This window comes from Nicoliella sp. ESL1120 (genome assembly GCF_058508515.1).
In genome coordinates this window covers 1,251,472-1,276,963 of record NZ_CP196383.1, presented here as the reverse complement: position 1 = coordinate 1,276,963, position 25,492 = coordinate 1,251,472, and the positions used below count along the sequence as shown (strand labels likewise).

Genomic DNA, 25,492 nt, shown 5'->3' with positions numbered 1-25,492 from the left:
GGATAAATATAAATTGCGTAATTAATTATTAAGGAGGGGATATTATGGATGTTAAAACGCTGATTACTTCAGTCTTGATAGAAGCTTATCAAGCGCGCTCAGCAGATGTGTATATTGTACCCAAGCAAACTAATTACACGATCGAACGTCATTATAATAATCAAATCATCACTGTTAAATCAATTCCTAAATCAATTGGACTGAAAATAATTAATTACTTTAAATATAATGGGAACATGTTAATTAGTGAACATCGCCGTCCGCAGATGGGAGCAATGGAGTGGCACCATGAAAATTATCATTGTTATCTACGATTTTCAACCGTTGGGGATTTTAAAAGTCGTGAAGCAATGGTAATTAGACTTATTTATCCGCTGGATAGCCATTCGCTTCATTTTTTAAAACCTGAACAATACCAAAGTTTAAAGCAGCGGTCCGTTCAAAGAGGGTTAATTGTTTTTGCAGGGCCCACTGGTTCTGGAAAGACGACTACGATCTATCATTTGGCACGTGAATATAGCGTAAATCAAAAGGTTATGACAATCGAAGATCCAGTCGAAGTTTACGAACCTAGTTTTTTACAGCTACAGGTTAATTCGGATGCTTTGATGAGCTATCAAGAACTGTTAAAGGTAGGACTTAGAAATCGACCTGATATATTTATCATTGGTGAAATTCGTGATGCCAGTACCGCTTAAGCAGCAGTTCAGGCTGCTTTAAGTGGTCATTTAGTGTTGACCACCCTGCATGCTAAAAGTCCATTAGGCGTGATCGAGCGTTTAACTAATTTAGGGGTGCAGCTCGATTATTTAAAACAATGTTTAAATACAATTTCATATCAACGGCTCTTGTTTAGCAACGATGAGCAACCTAAGGCCCTCTTTAATTTAGTCACGGCTGAAGACATTTTTGAACAACATTTAACCCAAACCGATTCAATTAAAACCTGGCGCACTGATTTAGATCAACTAGTGAGCGCTAAACTAATTGGTGATGAGGAGCGAAAGCGGGTGTGGTATGGATAAGCGACTTTCAATTAAAAAGCAATTACAATTTTTTGAATCCTTAAATGCACTTTTACAAAACGGATTTTCGATTGGTGAGGCAATTAAATTAATCAGTGAATTACATGTTAAGGATCAATTTATTGATAACATAATAAATCAATTGAATGCTGGGGAATCCTTTGCCAACGGATTGATTAACTACATTCCAGTTGATATCGTTAATCAAATTGAAATTGCTGAACAACATGGACAGCTAGTTAATACCCTTCAAAGCATCCAAAAATTTATTGAAGAACGTAATAAGCAGCGAACTAAACTGAATGCACTATTGATTTATCCGTTCTTCCTAGTGGGCTTATTGATGATCATTATTGTGGGAATTAAGTTATTCGTAAGTCCCCAATTAAGCATGATTGGTGGTTCAGATTCAATAAAAAATAATGGTCAAATTTGGTGGTGGCTATTGTTACCGCTTTTTTGCGGCAGCCTAATTTGTTTTGGAATGTGGCTGCGCCAACAAACTCGAATTAAGCGAGCTGAGTTTTATGCGCGGGTGCCTATTATTGGTGGAATCATTCAATCATATTATGCATACTTTTTTGCAAGTAACATTTCATTATTAATGGCCAGTGGTTTAGAAGCCAGATCGATTGCCACTGTTTTAAAACGATTTCAAGCTAATTCAATTTTATTTGAAATTGGCAGGGAGTTGGAATTATCGATTCAGTCTGGTCGCTCAATTAATAGTATTATTGAACGACATGCTTTTTTACCGAATGAGGCGGGACTATTCTTTGATCATGGCGATCAAGCTCAGTTAGTTGCTAAGAAACTAGCTGTTTATTCTAAATTATCTTTTGATAAGATGTGGAATCAGTCTCAACGCCTCATTTCAATTGTTCAACCAGTTATTTTTGTGGTGATTGGAGCGGTAATCGTAATCACCTATTTAAATATGTTGTTACCGATGTACGATACATTAAGCGAGGTTTATAAGTAATGAAATTTAAATTTAAAAGCCAAAGAGAAGCATTCACATTAATTGAAATGACGATCGTGTTATTCATTATTTCCCTTTTGATTTTAATCGTTATTCCGAATTTAACCAACCAAAGAAACAATGCCAAATCAATTCATGGTACTGCGATGGAATCAGTGGTGCAAACCCAAATTGATAGTTATTTGAATGAAAACAGTGATGATAAGGTCACCTATGCAATGCTAGTAAGCAATGGATACTTAAGTGAAAAACAAGCTAAACAAGCCCAGCAAAATGGGATTCGAATTGTTGACAATAATGCTCAAAAATAGATCTGGATTCACACTGCTAGAATCTTTGATCGTAATGGTGATTGCAATTATGGTATTAATGATTGGAATAATTGGTGTGAATGGTCATAGCGCTGGTCGAATGCAAGAACGAATCTTTTGGCAATCTTTTCAAAAACAGTGGCAATATTCAGAACGCTTAGCGGTTGAAAAACAAATTAAGGTAAGGGTTGTTTTTTATAAACATCAGCTACAGTTTATTTATGCTAATGATACGCCATTAGAACAACTGAACTACCCAAAGGGACTGGTTAATTTACAGCCAAGAGAAGAAGTGATTATCAAAAGTAATGGGCACGTTAGCCCCAAAACGATTAATTGGGATTCACAAAATTATCAACGAAAAGTCAAACAAACTTTTCAATTAGGGTGGGGAGTTTATCGAATCAAGTATGAATAATAGGGATGGATTTACTTTAGCCGATTCATTATTAGCGTTATTGATCATCAGCACAGCAGTAACCTTTTATTTGACGTTTTTGCAAACGATTAATGTTAAATTGATGAATAGTAGGATTAGAATGGAACGAGAACGGGAACGGTATGAAAAAGTTATTATGGAACAAAGTAGGCACTAGAAACGCCTTTACCATCGTAGAAAGTATTATTTCATTGATGATTGCCTCAATGGTGGTTTTACTTTGTGGAATAATTATCAACTATAGCTTGAATCGACGCCAGCAGGAGAATCATCTGACTGCTTTTCATATGTATTTACAAATGCTCGAATCTGATGAATATCGATTTAAGTACGTTTCAAATGAATTAGACAGGCTTAATTTAACTGCTCACCATAAAAAATATCAGCTTTCATTATCAAATAATAGTATTAAAATGACTACCGATCATGGTGGATACGTCCCATTAATCGATGGGGTTAGTCGTGTTGAATGGAGTTATCATAATCGAATTTTAAAAAGTAAGTTAATAATGGAAAATGGGGATGTATTTAATGCCAGATCATTATTACCAAAAACGGGGTAGTCAATAATGAGAACAGCTTCAATGACTTTGATTGCAATAATTATTTTATTGTTAATGACAACACTGCTATATTTTCAAATTAAGGCAATCAATGGGGAGATTCGTACTAATAACTCAATTAGTCTCGACTATCAAAAACGGGTGGAATTGGTTTTAAAATCGCAAAAATAATTAAATCGTTGTCAATCTTGAATTTATTCACAATTTTCTGGTAATATTGATGTTGGTTATTGTCTAATCACTTTACCTAAGGAGGTTGAGAATACTGGCTAAAAAAGATACTGAGACTCTTTTTAAGGTATTGGATCAATCGACTGAGTTATTGCAAAAAGCATTGAATTTATCTTATCTAGATTCATTTATTGAAAATGGAAATAACATGTTAGATAATAATAATGTTCATATTGAAAATGATCAACCAAATTCCGATGTTGCTGACCAATTAAAGTCACTATATGAACAGGTTGATTATCAAAATATGGATTCTGAAGATGTTCGTAAGGCCATTCAAATGATTATGATTAAGGCAGTCGTTCAGGATAAAATTCAGGCTAACCACCAATTAACACCTGATACAATTGCGTTCATCATTGGCTATTTGCTTACGCGGATCTTTAAGTCCCAGTCTAAGATTAATATTTTGGATTTAGCAGTTGGTAGTGGGAATTTATTAATGGCAGTGATGCATCAATTATCTTCTGAATTACATGCGGATGTGCATGGCATTGGAATCGATAATGACGATTCACTATTATCAATTGCTGGGATTAACGCTGAGATGCAACAATTACCAGTAGAATTAATCCACCAAGATTCGATCAATAACATTTTGGTAAACAATGTGGACTTAGTAATTTCAGATCTACCAATTGGATATTATCCGATTGATGAAAACGTACGAAATTATGCCACTAGTTCTAAAAATGGTCATTCTTTCGCCCATCATCTATTGATCGAGCAGGGAATGAACCATGTTAAACCAGGTGGTTTTGGGGTATTCTTGGTTCCTAGTAATTTATTTCAAACTGAGGAGTCAAAAACACTATTGAAGTGGATGCAAGATAATGCATACCTGCAAGGGATGTTGAACCTGCCTCGTGAGCTATTTTCAAATCAAAATACTCAAAAGGCAATTATGATCTTACAACGCCACGGTGATGGTGCAAAGCAAGTGAATAAAATCATGATTGGTGAATTTCCTTCATTCAAGGATCAATCTGCATTTCAAAAATTTATTGCAGAAATCGTTGAATGGGAACAAAAGGATTTATTAGCTAAGTCATAATACTATTTTTAAGGAGAATAATTATGGGAAAATCAATTGCAATTAACGCTGGTAGTTCAACTTTGAAGTACAAATTGTTCGAAATGCCATCTGAAAAATTAATTTCTAGTGGGGATATCGCAAGAATTGGGATGCCCGATTCAACCGTATCGATTAAGTATGGAGACGGAAAGAAATATAAGGATACCCTAGATGTTAAGGACCATGAAGAAGCAATCAAGTTGGTATTAGACAAGCTATTGAGCCTTGACATTATTAGTGATTACAATGAAATCACTGGGGTTGGTCATCGGGTCGTTGCTGGTGGAGAAGAATTTAAAGATTCAGTTGTTATTGATGATGATGTCTTACAAAAGCTAGCAGACTTATCAGAATTAGCACCACTTCATGAACCTGCTAATATCTTAGGGATTAAGGCATTTAAGAAGATTTTACCAAACGTTATTAGTGTTGCTGTGTTTGATACTTCATTCCATACCACAATTCCTGAAAAGAACTATACCTATGGAATTCCTTATGAATATTATGAAAAATATGGTGCTCGTAAGTACGGTGCTCACGGAACTAGTTACCGTTACGTTAGCCAACGAGCTGCCGCAATGCTTGGTAAGCCAGTTGAAGACCTTAAGTTGATCATCATGCATATTGGTGCAGGAGCTTCAATGTGTGCCGTTAAGGGTGGTAAGTCATACGATACCTCAATGGGATTCACACCACTTACTGGTGTGATGATGGCCACTCGTTCTGGGGATGTTGATCCTTCCGTTCTTTCATACGTAATGGAAAAGGAAGGCATTGATAAGCTTAGTGACATGATCACGATCTTGAACAACAAATCTGGATTACTTGGTGTATCAGGCGTTTCTGCTGATATGCGTGAAATCGAAGGGGTTCAAGATAAGAATCATCGGGCTTATCTTTCAAGAGAAATGTACAAGAATAGAATCATTCGCTACATCGGTCAATACATTGCTGAAATGAATGGTGTTGATGCGATCGTATTCACTGCCGGTGTTGGTGAAAATGATATCATGATTAGACAAGAAGTTACCGACGAATTAGGCTACTTTGGCATTGCAGTTGATCCAAAGAAGAATGATATTCGCGGTGAAGAACGTGATATTAGTACTGATGATGCTAAGGTTAAGACTTTGTTGATTCCTACTAATGAAGAATTAATGATTGTTCGGGATGTTGAAAGATTGAAAAAGAACTAAATCATTATCAAATAAAAAAAGTAGCTAATCGGCTACTTTTTTTATTTCAACTAAAAGTGAAATAAATTCATTTAACTTTTTATAAAGTGAATTATTATTGATATAACGCTAAATTACTCTCTCGCTTGGTGCTAGCGTTTTTTTAACTTGGTTGTGATTTTTTATGAACCCAGTTTATACTAATTTACATTATAAAGGAGTGTTTAAAATGGGACAAAAAGATGAACAAATGTCCAAAGAACTTAAAGAACGCCATGTTCAGCTAATTGCGCTTGGCGGAACGATTGGAACGGGACTATTTTTAGGAGCTGGTCAGTCAATTCATTTTGCTGGGCCATCAATTCTACTTGCATACATAGTTGCTGGAATTGCCTGTTTCTTTTTAATGCGTTCACTAGGGGAACTATTGATGTCCAATCCTGATAGTACCTCATATATTGATTTTATTGCTAAATACTTGGGTCCTAAATGGGGATTCATTACTGGATGGACCTATTGGGTCTCATGGATTGCAATTGCGATGGCGGAAGTCACTGCCGCTGGTTTGTATATGAAATTCTGGTTTCCGTGGATGCCACAATGGCTACCCGCGTTGGTAATTTTGATTATTTTATTCTTATTAAATTCGATTACCGTATCTGCTTTTGGTGAAACTGAATTTTGGTTTGCAATCGTTAAGGTGGTGGCAATTATTTCTCTGATTGTTGTTGGAGTCGTATTACTTTTGATCCATTACCAAACTTCAGTGGGACCAGTTAGCATTGGTAATTTAACCCATGGTAAGTTCTTTGCCAACGGGGCAGCGGGCTTCTTTCTTTCCTTTCAAATGGTGATCTTTAGTTTTGTGGGAATTGAAATAATTGGGATGACCGCTTCTGAAACGAAGAATCCAGAGCGGGTCATTCCAAAGAGTATTAATTCGGTACCAGTTAGAATCCTGCTCTTTTACATTGGATCATTAATGGCTTTGATGGTGATTTATCCTTGGAACGATATTAGTCAAAATGCCAGTCCGTTCGTCCAAGTATTTGAAAACATTGGAATTACTTCTGCGGCTGCGATCATTAACTTCGTGGTTTTAACCGCCGCTGCTTCGGCATGTAACAGTGCGGTCTTTACCACTGGGCGGATGCTTTATTCTTTGACTGGCAACGAATCAAATCGGTTCAGTAGAAAGATGCATCGACTTTCTAAGAAAAAGGTCCCGAGCAACGCCATTTTAGCTTCGACTTTAATCATTGCGATTGCCGTAATCTTGAACATGGTGATTCCAGAAGGAGTCTTTACGTTCATCGCCAGTGTGGCAACGACTTGTTTCATCTTTATTTGGGGCTCAATCGTAGTTACTCATATTAAGTACAGAAAGCAGGTCAAGGCTGATAATCAAGAGGATAAACTAAAATTTAAGACCCCTTGGTTCCCGTTATCCGACTATTTTGTAATTGCATTCTTAGGAATGGTCGCAGTTGTGTTACTATTTAAATTTGATACTTTAATTGCGTTGGTTGGTTCGATTATTTGGTTGATCGTAATTTACATGGTTTACGTGATCGGTACCAAAAGAAATAAATAATTTTGCAAAGCTACTTTCAATTTGGAAAGTAGTTTTTTTGTAGCTTCTTTTTGAAAAAACCGAAAACGATGTAATATAATGTTAAATATGAGGGTGATTGAGATGAATTATTTTACAGCAGATACGCATTTTTTTCATAAGGATATTTTAGGTTTTAATGACTTTGCACCACGGCCGTTTAAAGATGTTTTTGAAATGAATCAAACCATTATTCAAAACTGGAATGAACGCGTCAAGCCAACCGATACCGTTTATCATCTAGGTGACATTGCCCTATATTTTATTAAGCCCATAAAAGAAGCCTATCGACAGATTTTTGAAGTGCTTAAACAATTAAACGGTAATTTAATTTTGATCAAGGGTAATCATGATAGTCGTGATTTTTTTAAGTACTTAGATAAACATAATTTTATTGTGAATGGAAAACCTAAGTTTCAATTCCATGACGTAGGCGTAATCATTAAGTTCGATCATCGGCAATACTATATGACGCATTACCCAATGATGTTAGGAATTGTTCATCAAATCATTAATTTACATGGGCATATTCATCATTACGCAGTTCCAATTAAGGAGAACATTAACGTCGGCATTGATAGTCCAGAATTGGATTACCTGGCAAAGCGCCCCCCATTTGGCGCCCCATTATCTGAAGCAGAAATCGAAACGATAATTGAGCAAAAGGCAATTGATTTTGCAAAAAGACATTAGAAGGGATGATTTCGTTGACAGAAAAAATAGCAATTCTGCATACCAATGATATGCATTCACATTTTGAAAATTGGCCAAAGATTAGACGTTACATCAATAACCAGCGTAATAAATTAGAGGCTGATGGTTATCAGGTGTTAGTTTTTGACGTTGGAGATGCTTTTGATCGGGCCCACCCACTAACGGAAGCGACTAACGGTCAAGCCAACATCCATCTAATGAACGAAGTTAAATATGATGCCGTTACGATTGGTAATAACGAGGGGCTCACGAATACACATTCTCAAATGAATCATCTTTATGATGATGCGAATTTTGACGTTGTGTTGGGCAATTTAAAGGATTTAAAGACTGGCGAACAACCTAAATGGGCTAAACCCGTCAAGAAAATCGTAACGAAGCAGGGTACGCGAGTATTGATTATGGGGTTCACAGCTCCATACGTATTGACCTATCCGCTAGTGGGGTGGCAGCCTATTAATGAGCAAGTGGCCATTCAAAAAATGCTTGAACAATATAAGGGTCAATATGATGTCTTGTTTATGTTATCGCATCTAGGGATTGGAAATGATCGCTCCAATGCAGTTAAGTATCCTCAATTTGATGTTATTTTCGGTTCACATACGCATCACTTATTAGTAAATGGTGAATTGGATAATGATACCCTCCTTACTGGTTGTGAAAAGTGGGGTCATTATGTTGGAACGGTAAAACTAGAAATTGGCGATGATCATAAAGTCATAAGTAAATCGGCTTCCGTTGTAAAAACAGCTGATTTACCGGCACTGGCTAGTGATCAAGCCGAAATTGATGGATATGAACTAAAGGGCGAGCAACTCTTGGCTAACCGCAAAGTAGCAGCAATTGACCATCAGATGAAGATGGACTGGGTTCATGGTGGAGAATTCAGTCAAATTGGGCTCGCTGCAATGAAACACAAGGCAGGCACTAAGGCGGCAATTATCAATGCGGGTTTATTTTTGACCGATTTACCAGCGGGGGTAGTTGATAAAAATCAAATTCATAAATTGCTGCCCCATTCTATGCATGTAATGAAAACGACGTTAAGTGGCTATAACTTATGGCGCTTGATGAGGGAAATTGAAAAAAATAAACGCTTTTTAAGTCGTTTTCCGCAAAAGGGAATGGGCTTTCGAGGTGATATTTTTGGTAAAATAGAGTTATCAGGGATTGAATATGATGCTAAAAATGATATTGTAAAATTTGATGGGACAGTGGTAAAAAATGAAGAACGCTACTCGATCGCATTGTTGGACCACTATTTATTTATTCCATTTTTTCCAACTGTATCAATTGCGGGTGAGAATCACATGTATTATGATCAACCATTACGGGATGTCTTCAGTGATTATTTAGCAACTCAATATCCACTGAATAAAAATTAGAGCGGAGGAGTATCTTGGACCGAAACAAAATTGAAGAACTATTTGAAGAAAGTCGAACCAGTCGAAAACCATTGGCAGAAATTAGCCAAACTAATGATACGGATTTATTGATTAATGGCTATCATTATCAATTAGTTACGAATAAGGGCGAAGCGTTCGATATTGAAGAATTAAGGCTTGCTTACAATACCTTTTTTAGTAAGTATGATTATATTTTGGGTGATATTGGATATGGTCAACTACGTTTAACGGGTTTTTATTCTGATGATCGAAATGTTAATCCGACTAATAAGATTAGTGCAGTAAGCGATTTTTTAGTTGAATATTGTAATTTTGGTGCTCCATATTTTATTTTACACAATCAAGAGGTAAAGAGAGTAAAACCAACTAAACGGAGGGGTAATCGTAATAGTCGCTCAACCAATAGCAATCGAGGCCGCAGTCGGAGGACAAGTGCTAAGCATGCTTTTATTGAGGAGAAAGTGACTAAAAGAAAGCCGCCGTTGGAAAAACGAAAGTCAATGATCGTTTCTGAATCAAAAGAAAAGGGCAAACGACATTTCAAAATTAGACAGAAGCAAAAGTAAAGGAGAATCAATTTAATTTATGAAACGTTATAAGGGATACTTTATTGATTTAGACGGGACCATTTATGCTGGTAAAAAAAGGATTCCAGCGGCTAAGCGTTTTATTGAGCGGCTTCAGGCAGCAGGAATTCCGTTTTTATTTGTTACTAATAATACGACCAAGTTACCTAGGGATGTGGTCGCAAATTTATCAGAAAACCACGATATTCATGTTGATGAATCAAATGTATATACAGCTGGGCTAGCGACTGCTGATTTTATGAATGATGATGCAGATGCTACTCATCGTAAGGCATATGTAATTGGGGAAACCGGTTTGGTAGATGCACTTGAAGCCCGCAATTTTGAAATTACTAGTGATAATCCTGATTATGTAGTAGTTGGATTAGATACTGAGGTCACTTATGAAAAATTTTGTGTAGCGACCCTTGCGATTCAACATGGGGCTAAGTTCATTGGAACCAATCCAGATACTAATATCCCAAATGAACGCGGAATGTTGCCAGGCGCTGGATCATTAGTAGACTTAGTTCGTTATGCAACTCAAACTGTTCCCACTTTGATCGGAAAGCCTAAGGCGATCATTTTAGAAAATGCTTTAAAAATTATTGGCTTAAAAAAAGAAGAAGTGGTGATGGTTGGTGATAACTATATGACTGATATTTCGGCTGGAATCAACTTCGGAATTGATACTTTATTAGTATATACAGGAGTATCAACTAGAGAACAGATTGCTCAAAAGGATATTAAGCCAACTTGGCAAATTAATTCTTTGGATGATTGGAAATTAACTAATGATTAGCAATTGGCGAGATTATCTTTTTTGCCTATTATTAGAGCTTTTTTGTTTAAGTTTAGCAATTTTTTTAGTCGTTAATTTAACACCGCTTTACTGGATTGATATTCATTTAATGAATTTAGAACGGTCAACTGGAATCAAAGCGAATTTTATTATGGGTGATTATTTAAGAATCATAAACTATATTCAAAATCCTTTTTATCAACACTTAAAATTTCATCATTTTGCCTCAACTGCTAATGGAATCAAGCATTTTAGTGATGTTAAACATTTAATTATTTTCAACAATCTTTTTATGGTTGTTTCAGGGTTGTTTACTTTGAGGGGAATAATAAAATTATCATTGTTAAAGCAACGATGGAGAATGATGGTACCGATTAAGGTGTTAATGATTACGTTATTAGCATTGGTAACGGTTGTATTAGTTAATTTTGATAAGTGGTTTATCCTTTTTCACAAATTGGTTTTTAGAAACCAAGATTGGATTTTTAATCCTGATTACGATCCCATTATTAATGCACTGCCAATTGGTTTTTTCGTTCAATCATTTTTGCTATTAATTATTTTCATCGCCGTTTTAAATTGCTTATTATATTATCTTGGTAAACGCGATCTAAAATAAAAAAACCACCGTTACGGTGGTTTTTATTTACTAATTTTTTCTTTGATTAGCCCAATGATCGCTGGCATTAATGAAATCAAAATAATTCCTAAAATAACTGCTGAAAAATGTTCTTTGATAAAAGGAATATTACCGAAGAAGTATCCAGCACCGCAACAGATTAATACCCAGGTGAAACATGCAGGAATGTTGTGGATAGCGAATCGTTTGTAATTCATTTTACTGCTAGCAGCAACGAATGGGATTAATGTCCGAATGATCGGCATAAATCTAGCTAAAAAGATTGCTGCAGAACCGTGCTTTTTAAAAAAGTAGTTTGTTTTTTCGATCTGTTCTGGTTTAATTACTTTTTGCACCCATTTGTTATTTAGCATTTTTGTTCCTACTTTCGAACCAATTAAGAAATTAATTGAATCTCCAGCGATTGATGCAATTAAAAATAATCCAATAAAAATCCAAATATTTAAAGAATAACTAGCATTTGCAGATAGTGCTGCAGCAGCAAATAATAATGAATCCCCCGGTAAAAACGGTAGGATGACTGCACCAGTTTCAATTAATATGACTAGAAATAAAATTAGATAAGTCCAGTTTCCAAAGTTGTTAACAATATTGATAATATGTTTATCAATGTTTAGTGTGAAATCGATTAATTGTCCCAAAAGACTCGCTCCTCATAAATTTTAGTAATTACATTCTAGCAGAAAAGGTAATAGCCGATTCGCTTTTGCAATCTAATTTATAAAAAAATAAAAGATAGCATTTGATTTTATCTGCAAAACCATGGATAATATTTAGTGTTTGATTAATTAATTTTGAACAAGTAGGAGGATTAAAATGACTGAATACCCACAATTAGAAACGAATAAAGCAAATGGGTTATATGCTACTATCGAAACCAGCAAGGGAAACATTAAAATTCAACTATTTCCTGATGAAGCCCCTAATACTGTAAAAAATTTTGTTGAATTAGCTAATGCTAATTATTATGATCATTGTAGCTTTCATAGGGTGATTAATGATTTTATGATTCAAACTGGCGATCCAACCGGAACGGGTAATGGTGGTGAAAGTATTTGGCATCAACCATTTGAAGATGAATTTTCTGATCAACTCTATAATATTCGTGGTGCAGTATCGATGGCTAATGCTGGTCCGAATACAAATGGAAGTCAATTCTTTATTGTTCAAAGTAAGAAAATCAATGCTGAAATATTAAATCAACTTGAAGACGCTAATTTTCCAAAACCAATTATTGATGCTTATAAGAAGAATGGTGGGACCCCGTGGTTAGATTTTAGACACACTGTTTTTGGCCAAGTGGTTAGTGGAATGAACGTTGTTGACAAGATAGCTAATGTTAAGGTTGACTCAGCTGACAAACCATTGCAAGATGTTTTAATTGATCAAATTAAAATTTCTAAATAAAAAGGGTTGACTTAAACTGTTAATCTTGTTAAGATATTTTTTGTTGTCATAAAGACATCGATTGATTTATAAAATAAATTCAAAAGATGTTGACATTAATCAACACTTTGTGATAACATTTAATAGTTAGTTTCAAATCATAAAAGAAGCTGACTGAAGTAGATCTTTGAAAACTGAACAAAATTATGACAAAAAATGTGTAAGGAACTTCATTTTAAATGAAGTACAAAAAACTTATGCGAAGTCAATTCGCTTTAAAAAGTAACAAAATTAAGAAGAGCTAACGTTAAGCTTTTCATCATAAGATGAGAGTTTGATCCTGGCTCAGGACGAACGTTGGCGGCGTGCCTAATACATGCAAGTCGAACGAACTTCCGTTAATGATAGTTGATGCTTGCATTAACTTGACTTAACATCGAAGTGAGTGGCGAACTGGTGAGTAACACGTAGGTAACTTGCCCTAAAGCGGGGGATAACATTTGGAAACAAGTGCTAATACCGCATAACAACAAAAACCGCATGGCTTTTGTTTGAAAGATGCGTTTGCATCACTTTAGGATGGACCTGCGGCGTATTAGCTTGTTGGTGGGGTAATGGCCTACCAAGGCAATGATACGTAGCCGACCTGAGAGGGTAATCGGCCACAATGGGACTGAGACACGGCCCATACTCCTACGGGAGGCAGCAGTAGGGAATCTTCCACAATGGACGCAAGTCTGATGGAGCAACGCCGCGTGAGTGAAGAAGGGTTTCGGCTCGTAAAACTCTGTTGTTAAAGAAGAACAAGTTTGATAGGAAATGATCAAGCTTTGACGGTATTTAACCAGAAAGTCACGGCTAACTACGTGCCAGCAGCCGCGGTAATACGTAGGTGGCAAACGTTGTCCGGATTTATTGGGCGTAAAGCGAGCGCAGGCGGTTTTTTAAGTCTGATGTGAAAGCCTTCGGCTTAACCGGAGAAGTGCATCGGAAACTGAGAAACTTGAGTGCAGAAGAGGACAGTGGAACTCCATGTGTAGCGGTGAAATGCGTAGATATATGGAAGAACACCAGTGGCGAAGGCGGCTGTCTGGTCTGTAACTGACGCTGAGGCTCGAAAGCATGGGTAGCAAACAGGATTAGATACCCTGGTAGTCCATGCCGTAAACGATGAATGCTAGGTGTTAGAGGGTTTCCGCCCTTTAGTGCCGCAGCTAACGCATTAAGCATTCCGCCTGGGGAGTACGACCGCAAGGTTGAAACTCAAAGGAATTGACGGGGACCCGCACAAGTGGTGGAGCATGTGGTTTAATTCGATGCTACGCGAAGAACCTTACCAGGCCTTGACATCTCCTGCAAAGCTAAGAGATTAGCCGTTCCCTTCGGGGACAGGATGACAGGTGGTGCATGGTTGTCGTCAGCTCGTGTCGTGAGATGTTGGGTTAAGTCCCGCAACGAGCGCAACCCCTATTATTAGTTGCCAGCATTCAGTTGGGCACTCTAGTGAGACTGCCGGTGACAAACCGGAGGAAGGTGGGGACGACGTCAAATCATCATGCCCCTTATGGCCTGGGCTACACACGTGCTACAATGGACGGTACAACGAGTTGCGAAACCGCGAGGTCAAGCTAATCTCTTAAAGCCGTTCTCAGTTCGGATTGCAGGCTGCAACTCGCCTGCATGAAGTTGGAATCACTAGTAATCGTGGATCAGCATGCCACGGTGAATACGTTCCCGGGTCTTGTACACACCGCCCGTCACACCATGAGAGTTAGTAATACCCAAAGTCGGTGCAGTAACCTCTTTTGAGGAGCTAGCCGCCTAAGGTAGGACTGATGATTAGGGTGAAGTCGTAACAAGGTAGCCGTAGGAGAACCTGCGGCTGGATCACCTCCTTTCTAAGGAATAATTCGGAACCTTGCACAGTCATAGTTTTGTTTAGTTTTGAGAGGTCTACTCTCAAACTTGGTTCTTTGAAAACTAGATAATATTTTAATTTTTCCAAATTATTGAATTGTATTAAATACAATTTCAACCGAGAACACCGCGTTATTTTGAGTTTTTTAAATTAGTTTTATTCGTATTTACTCAATTAACCAAATACCACTACGTGGTAATAGGTTAAGTTATTAAGGGCGCATGGTGGATGCCTTGGTACTAGGAGCCGATGAAGGACGGGACTAACGCCGATATGCTTCGGGGAGCTGTACGTAAGCTTTGATCCGGAGATTTCCGAATGGGGAAACCCAATAAATTTAATCGTTTATTATTCAATGACGAATTCATACTCATTGAAAGGCAGACGTGGGGAACTGAAACATCTAAGTACCCACAGGAAGAGAAAGAAAATTCGATTCCCTCAGTAGCGGCGAGCGAACGGGGAACAGCCCAAACCATCGAGTTTACTCGGTGGGGTTGTAGGACTGAACATTTGAGTTACCAAAGAATTAGATAGTCGAAAGATCTGGGAAGTTCTGCGACACAAGGTGATAGCCCTGTAGACGAAATCTAATTCCCTCAGTTCAGGATCCTGAGTACGGCAATACACGTGAAACATTGCCGGAATCCGGGAGGACCATCTCCCAAGGCTAAATACTCCCTAGTGACCGATAGTGAACCAGTACCGTGAGGGAAAGGTGAAAAGCACCCCGGAAGGGGAGTGAAATAGTTCCTGAAACCATGTGCCTACAAGCAGTTAGAGCCCGTTAATGGGTGATAGCGTGCCTCTTGCAGAATGAACCGGCGAGTTATGATAACATGCAAGGTTAAGATGAAAAGTCGGAGCCGTAGCGAAAGCGAGTCTGAATAGGGCGATATAGTATGTTGTGATAGACCCGAAACCAGGTGATCTACCCATGTCCAGGCTGAAAGTGTGGTAAAACACACCGGAGGGCCGAACCCGTGTACGTTGAAAAGTGCTGGGATGAGGTGTGGGTAGCGGTGAAATTCCAAACGAACTTGGAGATAGCTGGTTCTCTCCGAAATAGCTTTAGGGTTAGCCTTGGAGTCGAGAATCATGGAAGTAGAGCACTGTTTGGGTGAGGGGCCCGTCTTGGGTTACTAAATTCAGATAAACTCCGAATGCCATTGATTTATATCCAGGAGTCAGACGATGAGTGATAAGATCCACCGTCGAAAGGGGAACAGCCCAGACCACCAATTAAGGTCCCTAAATATATGCTGAGTGGAAAAGGATGTGGAGTTGCATAGACAACTAGGATGTTGGCTCAGAAGCAGCCACCATTTAAAGAGTGCGTAATAGCTCACTAGTCGAGTGATTCTGCGCCGAAAATTTACCGGGGCTAAGCATATTACCGAGATTGTGGACGCAACTTATGTTGCGTGATAGGAGAGCGTTCTAAGGGCAATGAAGCCAGACCGTAAGGACTGGTGGAGCGCTTAGAAGTGAGAATGCCGGTATGAGTAGCGAAAGATCAGTGAGAATCTGATCCACCGAATGACTAAGGTTTCCTGGGGAAGGCTCGTCCTCCCAGGGTTAGTCGGGACCTAAGCCGAGGCCGAGAGGCGTAGGCGATGGATAACAGGTTGAGATTCCTGTACTAGTTAACTATGTTTGACCGATGGAAGGACGTAGGAGGCTAAACGTAGCATCCTGTTGGATATGGATGTTCAAGCACTAAGTCAGGTATTGAGTCAAATGCTTAATACCGTGTTGACAAGGTGTGATGAGGACCGAAATTTAGTAGGGAAGTCGTTGATGTCACACTACCGAGAAAAGTTTCTAGTTAGTAGTTAACTACCCGTACCGCAAACCGACACAGGTAGTCGAGGAGAGAATCCTAAGGTGAGCGAGTGAACTCTCGTTAAGGAACTCGGCAAAATGACCCCGTAACTTCGGGAGAAGGGGTGCTGCACTATGTGCAGCCGCAGTGAAAAAGCTCAGGCGACTGTTTATCAAAAACACAGGTTTCTGCAAAATCGTAAGATGAAGTATAGGGGCTGACGCCTGCCCGGTGCTGGAAGGTTAAGTGGATGAGTTAGCTTCGGCGAAGCCCAGAAACGAAGCCCCAGTAAACGGCGGCCGTAACTATAACGGTCCTAAGGTAGCGAAATTCCTTGTCGGGTAAGTTCCGACCCGCACGAAAGGCGTAACGATCTGAGCACTGTCTCAACGAGAGACTCGGTGAAATTGAGATACCTGTGAAGAAGCAGGTTACCCGCGACAGGACGGAAAGACCCCATGGAGCTTTACTGTAACTTGATATTGGGTGTTTGTATAGCTTGTACAGGATAGGTAGGAGCCATAGAAGTCGGGACGCTAGTCTCGATGGAGGCATTGGTGGGATACTACCCTCGCTGTATGAACACTCTAACCCGCACCACTGATCGTGGTGGGAGACAGTGTCTGGTTGGCAGTTTGACTGGGGCGGTCGCCTCCTAAACAGTAACGGAGGCGCCCAAAGGTTCCCTCAGAATGGTTGGAAATCATTCGACGAGTGTAAAGGCAGAAGGGAGCTTGACTGCGAGACATACAGGTCGAGCAGGGACGAAAGTCGGGCTTAGTGATCCGGTGGTACCGTATGGAAGGGCCATCGCTCAACGGATAAAAGCTACCCTGGGGATAACAGGCTTATCTCCCCCAAGAGTTCACATCGACGGGGAGGTTTGGCACCTCGATGTCGGCTCATCGCATCCTGGGGCTGTAGTTGGTCCCAAGGGTTGGGCTGTTCGCCCATTAAAGCGGTACGCGAGCTGGGTTCAGAACGTCGTGAGACAGTTCGGTCCCTATCCGTCGCGGGCGTAGGAAATTTGAGAGGAGCTGCTCTTAGTACGAGAGGACCGGAGTGGACATACCGCTGGTGTACCAGTTGTGCCGCCAGGCGCATCGCTGGGTAGCTATGTATGGATGAGATAAACGCTGAAAGCATCTAAGTGTGAAACCCACCTCGAGATGAGATTTCCCATTCCTTTATGGAAGTAAGACCCCTGAAAGATGATCAGGTAGATAGGCTGGAAGTGGAAGTGCAGTGATGCATGGAGCGGACCAGTACTAATTGGTCGAGGACTTAACCAAGTAAGGTTGTTCTCACGGAAGAATAAGATATTATCTAGTTTTGAGAGAACGAAGTTCTCGCAGTTAAATAGTGTGGTGATGATGGCCAGAAGGATACACCTGTTCCCATGTCGAACACAGAAGTTAAGCTTTTGAACGCCAAAAGTAGTTGGGGGATCGCCCCCTGCAAGGATAGGACGTTGCCACGCAATTATTCCGGCATAGCTCAGTTGGTAGAGCACCTGACTGTTAATCAGGTTGTCGACGGTTCGAGCCCGCCTGCCGGAGTTCTTGGAGAGTTGTCCGAGAGGCCGAAGGAGCATCATTGGAAATGATGTAAACGGGTTAAAGCCTGTTTCGAGGGTTCGAATCCCTCACTCTCCATACTATGTTGTATGACCCGTTGGTCAAGTGGTTAAGACACTGCCCTTTCACGGCAGTAACATGGGTTCGAATCCCGTACGGGTCATTAGTAATTAATTTTACTAATGATATAAAATTGCAAAAAAATGGTCCGTTGGTCCAGTTGGTTATGACGCCGCCCTGTCACGGCGGAGATCACGAGTTCGAGTCTCGTACGGACCGTTTTTTGATTAATTCAAAAATTAAATATTTACCCTAGCAATTTTTTGGCTCGGTAGCTCAGTTGGTAGAGCAACGGATTGAAGCTCCGTGTGTCGGCAGTTCGATTCTGTCCCGCGCCATTTACGGAGGGGTAGCGAAGTCTGGCTAAACGCGGCGGACTGTAAATCCGCTCCTTCGGGTTCGGTGGTTCGAATCCACTCCCCTCCATAATTTAGGGATATAGTTCAAGGGCAGAATACCGGTCTCCAAAACCGTTGATGTGGGTTCGATTCCTACTATCCCTGTTTAATGCTATGGCGGTATTGGTGAAGTGGTTAACACATCGGTTTGTGGATCCGACACGCGTGGGTTCGATTCCCACATACCGCCCTTAATTCAAACTAAATAGTTTGATTATTAGGCTTTATCCCATGGTGATAACTTTCTTTAATAGTTTGAAATGGCGGTATAGCCAAGTGGTAAGGCAGAGGTCTGCAAAACCTTTATCACCGGTTCAAATCCGGTTACCGCCTTTGTTTTATATTTTTTGCCGGAGTGGCGGAATTGGCAGACGCGCTGGACTCAAAATCCAGTGACCGTTTAGGTCGTGTGGGTTCGAACCCCACCTCCGGTATCTTAAAAAAGATTCTCATATTTACTATGAGAATCTTTTTTTGTGCTTTTGATTAATTTTTGAACAATTGAATCATACCATTCTTTTAATTCGATTACTTTTATGATACTCTTATATAGTTATGAGTCTATTCCCGATAGGATTCACATTCAGTGAAGCTGCCTTGTAACCAAAATAATTAGGGGGAATTAATATATTATGAGAGAAAGACATTTATTTACTTCAGAATCTGTTTCTGAAGGCCATCCAGATAAAATTGCTGATCAGATTAGTGATGCAATTTTAGATGCACTACTTGCAAAGGATCCAAATGCACGGGTTGCTTGTGAAACTTCAGTCACAACTGGATTAGTGCTTGTATTTGGTGAAATTTCTACGACTGCATATGTAAATATTCAGAAAGTAGTTAGAGATACAATTAGAAGAATTGGTTATACTAACAGTTCTTTAGGCTTTGATGCTGATACTTGTGCTGTAATGGTTGCAATTGATGAACAATCACCAGATATTGCACAAGGGGTTGATGATGCTCTTGAAAGCCGTGAAGGATCAGACGACGATATTTTAAATAAAATTGGTGCTGGTGATCAAGGAATTATGTTTGGGTATGCGATTGACGAAACTCCTGAATTAATGCCACTTCCAATTTCACTTAGCCATAAATTGATGCGCAAAACTGCAGAAGTTAGAAAAAATGGTACCATTTCTTATTTAAGACCTGATGCTAAGGCTGAAGTTACGGTCGAATATGATGACAACGATAAACCATTTAGAGTTGATACAGTTGTTATTAGTACTCAACACAGTCCAGAGGCTAATTTAGATCAAATTAGGGAAGATATTATAAATAAAGTCATTAAAGTAGTTATCCCTAATGATTTACTCGATGATAAAACCAAGTATTTCATTAATCCAACTGGTCGTTTCGTAATTGGTGGTCCACAGGGTGATGCTGGTTTAACTGGTCGAAAGATTATTGTTGATACCTATGGTGGGGCTGCTCATCATGGTGGAGGAGCTTTTTCAGGTAAGGATGCTACTAAGGTAGACCGTTCTGCTAGTTATGCTGCAAGATACATTGCTAAAAATATCGTTGCAGCAGGGCTTGCTCATAAAGTTGAAATTCAACTTGCTTATGCCATTGGGGTTGCAGAACCTGTTTCGATTTCAATTGATACTTATGACACGAGTGAATTTTCAGAGGAAGCTTTAACGACAGCTGTTCGAAAGGTATTTGATTTGAGACCTGCTGGAATTATTAAAATGCTTGATCTTCAAAGACCAATTTATGAACCAACTGCTGCTTATGGACACTTTGGTAGAACTGATGTTGATCTACCATGGGAACACACAGATAAAGTTGATGAATTAAAATCATTATTTAATAAATAATTAAATAAAAAGCCCACCTATATTAACGGGTGGGCTTTTTATTATTTAAGATAGGTGGAAATATGAATAACGAACAAAATAGTGAAAAGAATACCTTAATTATTACAATTGCGTTATTTGTTGGAACTTTTTTAAGCTCGATCGAAGGAACAATTGTGTCAACAGCAATGCCAACGATCGTTGGAGAACTACATGGAGTTTCATTAATGAATTGGGTCTTTTCTATTTATTTATTAACCAGTTCAGTTGCAACCCCCATTTATGGGAAATTATCTGATCAACTTGGCAGAAAAAGAGTTTTAATTACTGGCTTGAGTGTCTTTATTGCTGGTTCACTATTATCTGGATTAGCTACCAGTATGCAAATGTTGATTATTTGGCGTGCAATTCAAGGAATTGGTGCGGGCGTGATTTTACCCATTTCATATGCAATAATTGCTGATATCTATCCATTTTCCAAACGTTCTAAAGTAATTGGCTTAAACGGAGCGGGGTGGGGGATTTCAGCTGTAATTGCACCATTATTGGGAGGATTTATCGTTGATACATTTAATTGGCGTTGGATTTTTCTATTAAATATTCCAATTGGTTTAATTATATTAGGGGTAATTGCATTCTATTTGAATGAAGATCATGATCGAAAGACAATGAATATTGATTACTTAGGGACGATTTATTTAGCAGTAATTCTATTATCCTTGATGGCAATGATTCAACTCATTGGTGATCGCAATATTAATTTAGGTCGACTAGCGTTTTTATTTGTTATTTTGTTCGTTAGCTTTATTTTATTTATTCGAAGAGAACATTCATGTGTCGAACCAATTATTCCGATGGGCATGTTTAAACATCGTTCCTTTGTTGCTCAAAATATTGTAACGTTTTTTATTAGTGGCTTTGTAATGTGTATTGAAGTTTATGTTCCCAACTGGATTCAAGGATTAATGGGATTAAGGGCGTCCCTTGCTGGATTAGCAATTACACCTAGCTCGATTCTTTGGATATTAGGTTCATTTGTATCAGGTTGGTTAATTACGCGATTACATTCCAGAGATGTTACGACCATTGGAATCGTTTTAGTATTAATAGGTGCTTTTGGATTAGTGCTTGCTCCACAAACAATGGCATTTAATTTATTTATCTTATTAACATCAATTTGTGGGTTAGGATTTGGGATTGCCACTACGAATCCGATTGTCGTAGTACAAAATAAAGTTGCTGACAATAATGTTGGGGCTGCTACTTCATTTAATGTTTTGTGTCGAACGGTTGGACAAACCTTATTTATTGCAATTTTTGGAATCTTTATGAATACTTCATTAAGGGTCGGGACCCTGCAAGTTTCTGGAACTTCAATTAAAATGATTAACAAGTTAATGGATCCAGTCACAGCAGCAACACTTCCGGCTAAGTTACTCCCTAATTTAAAAAATATTTTGTATAACTCCCTGCATGATGTCTTTTTAGTGGGGACGGTTATTGTGGCTTTAGCTTTAATTATTAATATTACCTATCGTAAAAAAGATGTTGCCTAGAATTTAGGCATCATCTTTTTTGGATGGCAATCAAAATGGGTGGATTATTGACCTGATTGATGAATTGATATTTTAATACTGTGAACTCTTTTTGATCGAGTTGTTCAGAAAATTGAATTACAAGCTCTTTTTCATTTTTACCCCCAGGGTGTCCATAGTATAAAACGATCGTTATGATACCATTTGGCTGTAACCGTGCTAGGCACGCCTTGATTGCTGGAATGGTTGTATTAGCAGTAGTAATTTTTTTATGGTCACTACCTGGCAGATAGCCTAAATTAAAGGTTGCAGCCCGAATTAGTTGTTCAGGTGGAAGGGTATTATTTATTTGTTCATGACCGCGATGATAAAGTTTTACTTGGTTCAATAAATTCTGCTCTGCCAGTCGTTTATTGGTATGCTCAATTGCTAATTCTTGAATGTCAAAACCATAAACCATTCCATTGGGTCCTACCAAATTTGCTAAAAATTCTGTGTCATTGCCGTTGCCTACGGTCGCATCAATAACGGTGTCACCGTGTTCAACGACCGTTTGGAGTAATGAATGGCTGTAATATAAAGCGGGTTTGATTTTCATGATAACGATTCGTCCCTTCATTAAAATTAAATGAGTAGTTCGCTTGCTTTTATGAGTTAACTTTGCTATTATAACATTAAATTGAACAACATAAATTAGACGAAATAGTAGTGGGCTTAATTTTTTTCAGAGACTAAATGGTTAGTGTGAATTTAGATAATTAACCGACGAACTCATCGTTATTAATTCTTAATTGAAACTAATAAATAAGTAGATTAAAACGTTTTCCGCGTTAAGGACTCGAGTGCTTTGCCTTTTTGGGTAAAGAATTTAGGTGGTAACGCGGAATAATCGTCCTATAGAATTTTTTTCTATGGGGCTTTTTTGTTGTTTAAGAAAAGGGAGGAATATAAATGCCTTACGATCACACAGATATTGAAAAGAAATGGCAACGCTACTGGGATAAGCATGATACTTTTGCAACCAGTGATGATTATGATAAAGAAAAATACTACGTTTTGGATATGTTCCCTTATCCATCTGGAAAAGGACTACATGTCGGTCATCCAGAAGGATACACCGCTACCGATATTATGGCGCGGATGAAGCGGATGCAGGGTAAGAACGTCTTACATCCAATGGGGTGGGATGCATTTGGGCTCCCTGCTGAACAATACGCAATGAAGACTGGCCACCATCCTGGTAAGTTTACTGAAGAGAATATTCAAACCTTTAAAAAACAAATTAAATCGCTTGGTTTCTCATATGATTGGCATCGTGAAGTGAATACCACGGATCCTAAGTACTACAAGTGGACCCAATGGATTTTCGAACAATTATATAAGAAGGGCTTAGCCTACGAAGATGAAATCGAAGTAAACTGGGCACCTGATTTAATGGGTGGGACCGTGGTTGCCAACGAAGAAGTAATCAACGGTAAGACCGAACGGGGTGGCTTCCCTGTTTATCGGGTTCCAATGCGCCAATGGGTCTTACGAATTACTGCCTATGCTGATCGCTTGATCGATGACTTAGACGACTTGGATTGGCCTGAAAGCATCAAGGAACAACAACGTAACTGGATCGGCCGTTCCGTTGGAGCGAGTGTTGATTTTAAGGTTAAGGGCCATGAAGACAAGAAGGTAGAAGTATTTACCACCCGTCCAGATACTTTATTTGGGGCTACATACATGGTTTTAGCTCCAGAACACGACTTAGTTGATCAAATTACCACCCCTGACCAAAAGGATGCCGTTGCTGCATACCGCAAGGAAGTTTCAACCAAGTCCGATTTGGAAAGAACCGATTTGAACAAGAATAAGAGCGGGGTCTTTACTGGAGCTTACGGAATCAACCCAATTAACGGTGAAGAAGTGCCAATTTGGATTGGTGATTACGTTCTTTCATCATACGGAACTGGTGCCATCATGGCTGTTCCTGCCCATGATGACCGTGATTATGAATTCGCTAAGAAGTTTGATTTACCAATTAAGCCAGTCATCGAAGGTGGCGATACCACTAAGGAAGCATACACTGGTGATGGAAAGCACGTTAATTCAGGCTTCTTAGATGGAATGGATAAAAAGACCGCCATTAAGGCCGCCATTGATTGGTTAACTGAACATGATGCTGGACATAAGAAGGTCAACTACCGACTTCGTGATTGGATTTTCTCACGGCAAAGATATTGGGGAGAACCAATTCCAGTTATCCACTGGGAAGATGGTGAAACCACTTTAGTACCAGAAGATGAATTACCATTGAAACTACCAGATGTCAGTGATCTAAAGCCATCTGGAACTGGTGAAAGTCCACTTGCTAATGTATCTGACTGGGTCAACGTTGTTGATAAAAACGGTCGGAAGGGGAAGCGTGAAACCAACACCATGCCACAATGGGCTGGGAGTTCATGGTACTTCTTACGCTACATCGATCCGCATAACGACAAGCAACTAGCAGATCCTAAAAAATTAAAGTACTGGCTACCAGTTGATCTCTACGTTGGTGGAGCTGAACATGCGGTCTTGCACTTATTGTATGCACGGTTCTGGCACAAGGTATTGTACGATCTCGGCGTCGTTCCAACCAAGGAACCATTCCAAAAGTTAGTTAACCAAGGGATGATCCTAGGAACCAATCACGAAAAGATGTCCAAGTCCAAGGGAAATGTTATTAACCCTGATGATATCGTGAAGGAATATGGTGCTGATACGCTGCGGCTTTACGAAATGTTCATGGGACCATTGACTGAAGCCAAACCTTGGAGTACCGAAGGAATTCAAGGTTCATATCGTTGGTTGAACCGTGTTTGGCGGTTATTCATGGATGATAATAACCATCTCCGTGATCGGGTAACGAACTTTAATGATGGTAAATTAGATAAGGTTTATAACCAAACTGTTAAAACCGTAACTAATGACATTGAAAAGATGCGGTTTAACGTTGCAATTTCACAAATGATGGTTTTCATCAATGAAGCATACAAGGCTGATAGTTTACCATTTGCTTATGTGGAAGGCTTTATTAAGATGCTTTCACCAATTGCTCCCCACATTGCTGAAGAACTATGGAGCAAGTGTGGTAACGATGAATCAATTGCATACGAAGAATGGCCAACTTATGATGAAAGTAAGTTAGTTGAATCCACTGTGCAAATGGTAGTTCAAGTCAACGGGAAGGTCCGTGCCCACATCAAGACATCTAAGGATGCTGACAAGGATTCAGTTGAAAAGCAATCCTTAGCAGATCCAAAGGTAAAAGAATTTACTGATGGTAAGACGGTTCAAAAGGTAATTGTAGTTCCTGGTAAAATCGTTAATATCGTCACTGATTAAAATAATTTTCATTTTTTAAAAGTCCGCCAAATGGTGGACTTTTTTATTTAAGCTTTATTATCAAATGGCAAATAG

At 39.0% G+C, this 25,492-nt stretch carries 19 protein-coding genes, 10 tRNA genes, 3 rRNA genes, 1 pseudogene, 1 riboswitch and 1 other annotated feature; of the genes and pseudogenes, 31 read left to right on the top strand and 2 right to left on the bottom strand.

The window, feature by feature from the left end; translation table 11 throughout:
- The first annotated feature begins 44 nt into the window (after nucleotides 1–44).
- From comGA to ACSYTE_RS05450, 14 genes and pseudogenes are all read left to right on the top strand, one after another.
- A pseudogene (comGA, locus tag ACSYTE_RS05515) lies at nucleotides 45–1,025 on the top strand (competence type IV pilus ATPase ComGA).
- Nucleotides 1,018–2,007: a competence type IV pilus assembly protein ComGB gene (comGB, locus tag ACSYTE_RS05510; RefSeq protein WP_491716445.1), complete on the top strand. Its 990-nt coding sequence runs from the start codon at nucleotides 1,018–1,020 to the stop codon at nucleotides 2,005–2,007. The pseudogene comGA and the gene comGB overlap by 8 nt, the downstream one beginning before the upstream one ends.
- Nucleotides 2,007–2,318: a competence type IV pilus major pilin ComGC gene (comGC, locus tag ACSYTE_RS05505; protein ID WP_491716444.1), complete on the top strand. Its 312-nt coding sequence runs from the start codon at nucleotides 2,007–2,009 to the stop codon at nucleotides 2,316–2,318. The genes comGB and comGC overlap by 1 nt, the downstream gene beginning before the upstream one ends.
- A complete protein-coding gene (gene comGD / locus ACSYTE_RS05500; protein WP_491716443.1) occupies nucleotides 2,305–2,736 on the top strand; it encodes a competence type IV pilus minor pilin ComGD in 432 nt (143 codons plus the stop codon). Before comGC ends, comGD begins: the two co-directional genes overlap by 14 nt.
- Nucleotides 2,729–2,914 carry a hypothetical protein gene (locus tag ACSYTE_RS05495; RefSeq protein WP_491716442.1) on the top strand — a complete coding sequence of 62 codons (186 nt, stop codon included), beginning with the start codon at nucleotides 2,729–2,731 and terminating at the stop codon, nucleotides 2,912–2,914. Before comGD ends, ACSYTE_RS05495 begins: the two co-directional genes overlap by 8 nt.
- Nucleotides 2,880–3,320, top strand: coding sequence for a competence type IV pilus minor pilin ComGF (locus ACSYTE_RS05490; protein ID WP_491716441.1), 441 nt, complete (start codon nucleotides 2,880–2,882; stop codon nucleotides 3,318–3,320). Before ACSYTE_RS05495 ends, ACSYTE_RS05490 begins: the two co-directional genes overlap by 35 nt.
- Before the next feature lie 256 nt (nucleotides 3,321–3,576).
- Entirely contained in the window at nucleotides 3,577–4,605 is a 1,029-nt protein-coding gene (locus ACSYTE_RS05485) for a class I SAM-dependent methyltransferase (RefSeq protein WP_491716440.1), read from the top strand.
- A 23-nt stretch (nucleotides 4,606–4,628) separates the two neighbouring features.
- Complete coding sequence (locus tag ACSYTE_RS05480) at nucleotides 4,629–5,822, top strand: acetate/propionate family kinase (RefSeq protein ID WP_491716439.1); 1,194 nt, start codon at nucleotides 4,629–4,631, stop codon at nucleotides 5,820–5,822.
- Between the two features lie 208 nt (nucleotides 5,823–6,030).
- A complete protein-coding gene (locus ACSYTE_RS05475) occupies nucleotides 6,031–7,395 on the top strand; it encodes an amino acid permease (RefSeq protein WP_491716438.1) in 1,365 nt (454 codons plus the stop codon).
- A 102-nt stretch (nucleotides 7,396–7,497) separates the two neighbouring features.
- Nucleotides 7,498–8,106 carry a metallophosphatase gene (locus ACSYTE_RS05470; RefSeq protein ID WP_491716437.1) on the top strand — a complete coding sequence of 203 codons (609 nt, stop codon included), beginning with the start codon at nucleotides 7,498–7,500 and terminating at the stop codon, nucleotides 8,104–8,106.
- Nucleotides 8,107–8,111: 5 nt separating this feature from the next.
- Nucleotides 8,112–9,512 carry a bifunctional metallophosphatase/5'-nucleotidase gene (locus ACSYTE_RS05465; protein ID WP_491716436.1) on the top strand — a complete coding sequence of 467 codons (1,401 nt, stop codon included), beginning with the start codon at nucleotides 8,112–8,114 and terminating at the stop codon, nucleotides 9,510–9,512.
- Between the two features lie 14 nt (nucleotides 9,513–9,526).
- Nucleotides 9,527–10,099 (top strand): YutD family protein, encoded by a 573-nt coding sequence (locus ACSYTE_RS05460; RefSeq protein WP_491716435.1) that lies wholly within the window; start codon nucleotides 9,527–9,529, stop codon nucleotides 10,097–10,099.
- Nucleotides 10,100–10,118: 19 nt separating this feature from the next.
- Nucleotides 10,119–10,901, top strand: a complete 783-nt coding sequence (locus ACSYTE_RS05455) for a TIGR01457 family HAD-type hydrolase (RefSeq protein WP_491716434.1) — start codon at nucleotides 10,119–10,121, stop codon at nucleotides 10,899–10,901.
- Nucleotides 10,894–11,520, top strand: coding sequence for a TIGR01906 family membrane protein (locus tag ACSYTE_RS05450; protein ID WP_491716433.1), 627 nt, complete (start codon nucleotides 10,894–10,896; stop codon nucleotides 11,518–11,520). The genes ACSYTE_RS05455 and ACSYTE_RS05450 overlap by 8 nt, the downstream gene beginning before the upstream one ends.
- A 23-nt stretch (nucleotides 11,521–11,543) precedes the next feature.
- Here the strand turns inward: ACSYTE_RS05450 and ACSYTE_RS05445 are convergent, their stop codons facing one another.
- Nucleotides 11,544–12,182 (bottom strand): VTT domain-containing protein, encoded by a 639-nt coding sequence (locus ACSYTE_RS05445; protein WP_491716432.1) that lies wholly within the window; start codon nucleotides 12,180–12,182, stop codon nucleotides 11,544–11,546.
- A 175-nt stretch (nucleotides 12,183–12,357) separates the two neighbouring features.
- Here ACSYTE_RS05445 and ACSYTE_RS05440 point away from each other — a divergent pair, with 175 nt between their 5' ends.
- From ACSYTE_RS05440 to ACSYTE_RS05365, 16 genes are all read left to right on the top strand, one after another.
- The gene (locus ACSYTE_RS05440) at nucleotides 12,358–12,948 is read left to right on the top strand and encodes a peptidylprolyl isomerase (protein ID WP_491716431.1); all 591 of its coding nucleotides are present in this window, start codon (nucleotides 12,358–12,360) and stop codon (nucleotides 12,946–12,948) included.
- 301 nt (nucleotides 12,949–13,249) lie between these two features.
- Nucleotides 13,250–14,825: ribosomal RNA gene (locus ACSYTE_RS05435) — 16S ribosomal RNA — on the top strand.
- 221 nt (nucleotides 14,826–15,046) lie between these two features.
- Nucleotides 15,047–17,962 (top strand): 23S ribosomal RNA (locus ACSYTE_RS05430).
- A gap of 71 nt (nucleotides 17,963–18,033) precedes the next feature.
- A 5S ribosomal RNA gene (rrf, locus tag ACSYTE_RS05425) occupies nucleotides 18,034–18,150 on the top strand.
- Together the 16S, 23S and 5S rRNA genes with 10 tRNA genes alongside form the textbook arrangement of a ribosomal RNA operon.
- 6 nt (nucleotides 18,151–18,156) lie before the next feature.
- Nucleotides 18,157–18,229, top strand: a tRNA-Asn gene (locus ACSYTE_RS05420).
- A gap of 5 nt (nucleotides 18,230–18,234) precedes the next feature.
- Nucleotides 18,235–18,325: transfer RNA gene (locus ACSYTE_RS05415), tRNA-Ser, on the top strand.
- Nucleotides 18,326–18,338: 13 nt separating this feature from the next.
- Nucleotides 18,339–18,410 (top strand) — tRNA-Glu (locus ACSYTE_RS05410).
- A 42-nt stretch (nucleotides 18,411–18,452) separates the two neighbouring features.
- Nucleotides 18,453–18,526, top strand: a tRNA-Asp gene (locus ACSYTE_RS05405).
- Nucleotides 18,527–18,572: 46 nt separating this feature from the next.
- Nucleotides 18,573–18,645 (top strand) — tRNA-Phe (locus ACSYTE_RS05400).
- 5 nt (nucleotides 18,646–18,650) lie between these two features.
- Nucleotides 18,651–18,733 (top strand) — tRNA-Tyr (locus ACSYTE_RS05395).
- 6 nt (nucleotides 18,734–18,739) lie between these two features.
- Nucleotides 18,740–18,810, top strand: a tRNA-Trp gene (locus tag ACSYTE_RS05390).
- Nucleotides 18,811–18,822: 12 nt separating this feature from the next.
- Nucleotides 18,823–18,895: transfer RNA gene (locus ACSYTE_RS05385), tRNA-His, on the top strand.
- A 72-nt stretch (nucleotides 18,896–18,967) separates the two neighbouring features.
- Nucleotides 18,968–19,038: transfer RNA gene (locus tag ACSYTE_RS05380), tRNA-Cys, on the top strand.
- A 16-nt stretch (nucleotides 19,039–19,054) separates the two neighbouring features.
- Nucleotides 19,055–19,139, top strand: a tRNA-Leu gene (locus tag ACSYTE_RS05375).
- Nucleotides 19,140–19,253: 114 nt separating this feature from the next.
- Nucleotides 19,254–19,335: riboswitch (SMK box riboswitch) on the top strand.
- 2 nt (nucleotides 19,336–19,337) lie between these two features.
- On the top strand, nucleotides 19,338–20,531 hold the full coding sequence (metK, locus tag ACSYTE_RS05370; RefSeq protein ID WP_491716430.1) for a methionine adenosyltransferase: 1,194 nt from the start codon (nucleotides 19,338–19,340) through the stop codon (nucleotides 20,529–20,531).
- A gap of 62 nt (nucleotides 20,532–20,593) precedes the next feature.
- On the top strand, nucleotides 20,594–22,066 hold the full coding sequence (locus ACSYTE_RS05365; protein ID WP_491716429.1) for an MDR family MFS transporter: 1,473 nt from the start codon (nucleotides 20,594–20,596) through the stop codon (nucleotides 22,064–22,066).
- 10 nt (nucleotides 22,067–22,076) lie between these two features.
- Here ACSYTE_RS05365 and mnmM read toward each other — a convergent pair whose 3' ends face one another.
- Nucleotides 22,077–22,664 carry a tRNA 5-(aminomethyl)-2-thiouridylate-methyltransferase MnmM gene (gene mnmM, locus ACSYTE_RS05360; protein WP_491716428.1) on the bottom strand — a complete coding sequence of 196 codons (588 nt, stop codon included), beginning with the start codon at nucleotides 22,662–22,664 and terminating at the stop codon, nucleotides 22,077–22,079.
- A gap of 64 nt (nucleotides 22,665–22,728) precedes the next feature.
- Nucleotides 22,729–22,945: a binding site (T-box leader), on the top strand.
- Between the two features lie 51 nt (nucleotides 22,946–22,996).
- On the opposite strand from mnmM, the gene leuS reads away from it, so the two are divergent.
- A complete protein-coding gene (gene leuS / locus ACSYTE_RS05355; protein ID WP_491716427.1) occupies nucleotides 22,997–25,417 on the top strand; it encodes a leucine--tRNA ligase in 2,421 nt (806 codons plus the stop codon).
- Nucleotides 25,418–25,492: the final 75 nt, after the last annotated feature.

Excerpts from the sequence above, each read along its gene's own strand:
- ACSYTE_RS05465 (WP_491716436.1), top strand. The coding sequence starts at position 8,112 with ATGATTTCGTTGACAGAAAAAATAGCAATTCTGCATACCAATGATATG.
- ACSYTE_RS05475 (WP_491716438.1), top strand. The coding sequence starts at position 6,031 with ATGGGACAAAAAGATGAACAAATGTCCAAAGAACTTAAAGAACGCCAT.
- ACSYTE_RS05440 (WP_491716431.1), top strand. The coding sequence starts at position 12,358 with ATGACTGAATACCCACAATTAGAAACGAATAAAGCAAATGGGTTATAT.
- ACSYTE_RS05495 (WP_491716442.1), top strand. The coding sequence starts at position 2,729 with ATGAATAATAGGGATGGATTTACTTTAGCCGATTCATTATTAGCGTTA.
- comGB (WP_491716445.1), top strand. The coding sequence starts at position 1,018 with ATGGATAAGCGACTTTCAATTAAAAAGCAATTACAATTTTTTGAATCC.
- mnmM (WP_491716428.1), bottom strand. The coding sequence starts at position 22,664 with ATGAAGGGACGAATCGTTATCATGAAAATCAAACCCGCTTTATATTAC.
- ACSYTE_RS05490 (WP_491716441.1), top strand. The coding sequence starts at position 2,880 with ATGAAAAAGTTATTATGGAACAAAGTAGGCACTAGAAACGCCTTTACC.
- ACSYTE_RS05470 (WP_491716437.1), top strand. The coding sequence starts at position 7,498 with ATGAATTATTTTACAGCAGATACGCATTTTTTTCATAAGGATATTTTA.
- ACSYTE_RS05365 (WP_491716429.1), top strand. The coding sequence starts at position 20,594 with ATGAATAACGAACAAAATAGTGAAAAGAATACCTTAATTATTACAATT.
- metK (WP_491716430.1), top strand. The coding sequence starts at position 19,338 with ATGAGAGAAAGACATTTATTTACTTCAGAATCTGTTTCTGAAGGCCAT.
- ACSYTE_RS05450 (WP_491716433.1), top strand. The coding sequence starts at position 10,894 with ATGATTAGCAATTGGCGAGATTATCTTTTTTGCCTATTATTAGAGCTT.
- ACSYTE_RS05480 (WP_491716439.1), top strand. The coding sequence starts at position 4,629 with ATGGGAAAATCAATTGCAATTAACGCTGGTAGTTCAACTTTGAAGTAC.
- ACSYTE_RS05455 (WP_491716434.1), top strand. The coding sequence starts at position 10,119 with ATGAAACGTTATAAGGGATACTTTATTGATTTAGACGGGACCATTTAT.
- comGD (WP_491716443.1), top strand. The coding sequence starts at position 2,305 with ATGCTCAAAAATAGATCTGGATTCACACTGCTAGAATCTTTGATCGTA.
- leuS (WP_491716427.1), top strand. The coding sequence starts at position 22,997 with ATGCCTTACGATCACACAGATATTGAAAAGAAATGGCAACGCTACTGG.
- comGC (WP_491716444.1), top strand. The coding sequence starts at position 2,007 with ATGAAATTTAAATTTAAAAGCCAAAGAGAAGCATTCACATTAATTGAA.